Origin of the sequence: Rhodoferax sp. (assembly GCF_014859475.1) — a bacterium.
In the GTDB taxonomy this organism is placed as follows: domain Bacteria; phylum Pseudomonadota; class Gammaproteobacteria; order Burkholderiales; family Burkholderiaceae_C; genus Rhodoferax.
Genome location: NZ_JACUUE010000232.1, coordinates 1 through 3521, shown reverse-complemented (window position 1 = coordinate 3521; position 3521 = coordinate 1). Strand labels below are relative to the sequence as shown.

General features: G+C 53.3%; 5 protein-coding genes and 1 pseudogene. 3 read left to right on the top strand and 3 right to left on the bottom strand.

What is annotated here, in order from left to right; genetic code table 11:
• Together IBX54_RS13565 and IBX54_RS13560 are read left to right on the top strand one after the other, a co-directional pair.
• Positions 1 to 115, top strand: a pseudogene (locus tag IBX54_RS13565) (low molecular weight phosphotyrosine protein phosphatase); the annotation flags it as partial.
• A gap of 62 nt (positions 116 to 177) precedes the next feature.
• The gene (locus IBX54_RS13560; RefSeq protein ID WP_296543188.1) at positions 178 to 606 is read left to right on the top strand and encodes a YccF domain-containing protein; all 429 of its coding nucleotides are present in this window, start codon (positions 178 to 180) and stop codon (positions 604 to 606) included.
• Between the two features lie 123 nt (positions 607 to 729).
• Here the strand turns inward: IBX54_RS13560 and IBX54_RS13555 are convergent, their stop codons facing one another.
• From IBX54_RS13555 to IBX54_RS13545, 3 genes are all read right to left on the bottom strand, one after another.
• Positions 730 to 1752, bottom strand: coding sequence for a hypothetical protein (locus tag IBX54_RS13555; RefSeq protein ID WP_296543187.1), 1023 nt, complete (start codon positions 1750 to 1752; stop codon positions 730 to 732).
• A 355-nt stretch (positions 1753 to 2107) separates the two neighbouring features.
• The gene (locus IBX54_RS13550; protein ID WP_296543186.1) at positions 2108 to 2476 is read right to left on the bottom strand and encodes a helix-turn-helix domain-containing protein; all 369 of its coding nucleotides are present in this window, start codon (positions 2474 to 2476) and stop codon (positions 2108 to 2110) included.
• The gene (locus tag IBX54_RS13545) at positions 2457 to 2849 is read right to left on the bottom strand and encodes a type II toxin-antitoxin system RelE/ParE family toxin (RefSeq protein ID WP_296543185.1); all 393 of its coding nucleotides are present in this window, start codon (positions 2847 to 2849) and stop codon (positions 2457 to 2459) included. Before IBX54_RS13545 ends, IBX54_RS13550 begins: the two co-directional genes overlap by 20 nt.
• Before the next feature lie 131 nt (positions 2850 to 2980).
• Between IBX54_RS13545 and IBX54_RS13540 the strand changes: the two genes are divergently transcribed.
• Positions 2981 to 3521, top strand: a 541-nt coding sequence (locus IBX54_RS13540; RefSeq protein ID WP_296543184.1) for a recombinase family protein, incomplete at its 3' end; no start/stop codon positions are given.

The following is a 3521-nucleotide window of genomic DNA, read 5'->3' as shown; positions in this document are numbered from 1 at the left end:
TCCGGTGGTGCCTGACCCTTATTACGGTGGCACAGATGGTTTTGAGCAGGTGCTGAACCTGGTGGAGGACGCCAGTGAAGGCTTGCTGCGGCACGTCAGGGCGCGATTAACTTGAATCCGATCCAGTTTAAATTGGCGAAAGCAGAACCCTGCGACACGCATCACAAGGGGAAATAAATGCGATTGATCGGCAACATACTTTGGTTTGTTTTTGGCGGCTTTGTGATGGGCCTGGGTTGGTGGTTGGCTGGGATACTGGCCTTCGTCACAATCGTGGGAATTCCCTGGGCCAAGGCTTGTTTTGTGATTGGTCAATTTGCGTTTTTCCCATTTGGCAAGGTCGCCATCAGCAGAAAAAACATGTCTGGGCAAGATGACATCGGAACTGGCATGTTGGGCTCGCTGGGCAATGTCATCTGGTTCATCTTTGCAGGGGTCTGGCTGGCCATTGGTCACCTGCTATCAGCCCTTTTGTGCTTTGTCACCATCATCGGCATTCCCTTTGGCTACCAGCACCTGAAGCTCGCCAGCCTTGCCCTGGCACCGATTGGCAAAACGATTGTGGACAAGGAAGTTGCAGCGGCGGCTGGCTATACAGGGATTTGAAGACACTTGATGCCAGAGCCGGGTGGGATCAATAACCGCTCCGGCAGGGGTGCGGTGCGACGCTTCAACCGTAGGAGTTTTCCTGCCTTGCACGCACGACTCCTGAGAGTCCCAAGTGCGCGGTCAATTCGTTGCCTGTTTGACTTCAGCAAACCGCCCCTCTGGCCGAACAACACCCATTGCAATCTTGTAAAGAGCCCAAAGAAGGACGATGGGAATGATCATGGTCTGCAGCAGAAAGATGACAATCACCTTGACGATGCGCTCCGGCAAATTCTCAAGCGTTTTCTTTATCGAATCGTAGTCCAGATTGACGTTCGGCATCGCTGAGCTGAACCGCTCCTTGAGCCTTTCCATCCAACTTTTCTGTGGGGTATTGGCTGGCAGATTTGTGGAGGGCGCTTCGACACTCGGAGTTCCTGGCAAAACTTGATCCGTCAGTTTTCCGAACCAGCCCATCTCGGTCGCAGGCGCTGACTGCTCTTCAGACGGGGGTTCTGTTCCATTGACTGGCGCGGCCGGAGTCACTTTTGCATCTACTGAACCATTGGCTGGCAATTGGGGTGCAGCTTTTGCGATCTCTACTGAGACCGCATCGATGGATTTCTGCTGCTCAACATAATCTTCAGCCAGAAGTTGCTGGTAAAAAAAATCGCTGCCAATGGTCACTACCGGGATCGCAAATCGGATCAGCAGCAGTACAAGGAACAACCTGGTAAGCCAAAAAGGCGATTTTTTAATCAAAGAAAGTCCTGCCCAGACGATTGCGGTGGCTGAGACAAGCAGGGAAACAAGCCAATTCGCGCCAACGGCAAGAAGTGCCTTTTGAACCCCGAATGCAACGCTGGCAAACAGCATCAGGCTTGAGAACTGTTCTACCAGGTCGTTGATCGGATCCAGCGCCTGTCCCAAAGTGAGTGTGAGCCCGACACCCAATGGTTGCATGGACATTTCTGTTCCCTGGAGGACGGAAATGAGTGCGTTCAAAGTTCGAGCGGAGGCAAAGCTGATCAGCGCCCTCTTAAGCCCGTCGTCGACTTGCGCCTCAGCAAGGCTTTGAATTGGTGGATACCAGGAACACACCACGATCAAGACAGCCGCGACAATGATCAGCGCTCGCTTGAGGCGGTTTTGAATCAGGTTCATGGCGGTACCAGTCTGGTTATTGGTTTGAAAGTGGATGAGCAAAATCGAACCCTCACTCGCCCATGCTAAAAACGGCGCTCGGCTGATGGTAACGGAACATACGCTGCACACCAGCCCCCCATTCGGGTGGGAATTGAGGCCAATTTCGGGGCTTGTTGATGCAGATCATGTTGCATTCGGGCCGGCACCGAGTTGTACCATGCCTTGGAGAGAAATGCGCCAACCTTGACGCCAAGCTGCAACGCCCATGGCTGGCATGACCACCCCGTTGCGCTGTTGCGGATGTTGCGGCAAATTCCGGGAGGGGTGCCGAAAATGATGCAGGGCAGGTCTTCCCTCCAAAAAACCTGCCACGTCAGTCAATAGCCCTCAGAATGCTGCGCACCTCAGCACGGCTGCCACGTATTTCGAGTGGCTTGGACCTTTCCAAACCCAAGTGATCAATGACCACCGGCGGACGGTTCGGAAATTCGGCTACAAGATTTAACTGGCCGCCCATGCTTTGCACGTAGCGCCGCAGCGTTGACAGCAGCATGTCACTGCGTTTCTCCAAGCGAGAAATGGTGTCCTGACCAACGCCTAACGCAGCGGCCATGTCCGCTTGTGTCTGCTGGGCAGCCAGACGCAAATCCTTCAATGTGGCCAGTTCCATCGCGCGCGTCTCAACCCGCATCTTGCGCTCCGGAGTCAGCGCTGCCATCACATCATCGAGTTTTCTTGCCATGTTTGGGCTCCTTTTCCTTTGTCGTGATCAGGCTGGCCAGATGACTGTCATAACGCTCATCTGAAAGAGCAATCAATCGACGGTAAAAACGCCGCTGATCTGCCCCGCTTTTATCTCCACCAACCAGCAAAATCGCTTGACGCTTTGGATCGAATGCAAATGACACCCGCCATACTTCACCGTTCCAGGCAAAACGCAGCTCTTTCATATTGGCGTGTTTTGAGCCCTTCAGGGTGTCCACTGTGGGACGTCCCAGATTGGGTCCGAACTCTTCGAGCAATTTGGCATGCGCCAGCAATTCGTCCTGCAAGGCTTCATCCAATGCCGCAAATTCAGCATCGAAGTCATCATGAAATAAAACGCCCCAAGTCATGCTTCGATTATGTATTTAAGTCCATATCCAGTCAAGTCCATTTTCCGTGAAGAGTTTTTGAAGATCGCTGGCGCGGACATAAAGTTTTCAAAAACAGGCGGCAGAGGTTTTCCCTGAGAAGATCGGAAACTATGAAAAGTACGGCAAAACCAAAAATTGTGGAGCCACGTGCTCAAGACATCGCCAAGCCACTGCGCTGCGCGGTGTACGCACGCGTCTCGGTCGCTGATCATCAGAGCAACGCCCTGACTTCAGTAGCTGTGCAGGAAGAGGCGTGCAGGGCCTACATCAAAAGCCAGCGACACCTTGGCTGGGTTTTGGTGGAGCGCGCCTATACGGACGATGGGGTTTCTGGCGCTACCCTGCAACGCCCCGGCCTTCGGGCACTTCTTGAGGATGAATGTCTTTCCAGACCAACGCGGCATCACTTTCAACTGGCCAGCGGTTCTGAACCTGGTCAAGGAAATGGTGCAATTAAGCGTCGCCGGACACGCATAAGAGTGGTGAAGCTGCGACAAATGAGCAGGAAAGACAAGTTTGACTTGGCTTCGTGCCCAACCAGCGCGTTCATACGAACCCCTATCAAAAATGGAGTTTCAAGTGAACGGCACCACCAACAGCAGCAGCAGTCAAACCAAAACGGCCGACAGGCAATCGGTCATCAAATCCGAG

Excerpts from the sequence above, each read along its gene's own strand:
- IBX54_RS13550 (WP_296543186.1), bottom strand. The coding sequence starts at position 2,476 with ATGGCAAGAAAACTCGATGATGTGATGGCAGCGCTGACTCCGGAGCGC.
- IBX54_RS13555 (WP_296543187.1), bottom strand. The coding sequence starts at position 1,752 with ATGAACCTGATTCAAAACCGCCTCAAGCGAGCGCTGATCATTGTCGCG.
- IBX54_RS13545 (WP_296543185.1), bottom strand. The coding sequence starts at position 2,849 with ATGACTTGGGGCGTTTTATTTCATGATGACTTCGATGCTGAATTTGCG.
- IBX54_RS13560 (WP_296543188.1), top strand. The coding sequence starts at position 178 with ATGCGATTGATCGGCAACATACTTTGGTTTGTTTTTGGCGGCTTTGTG.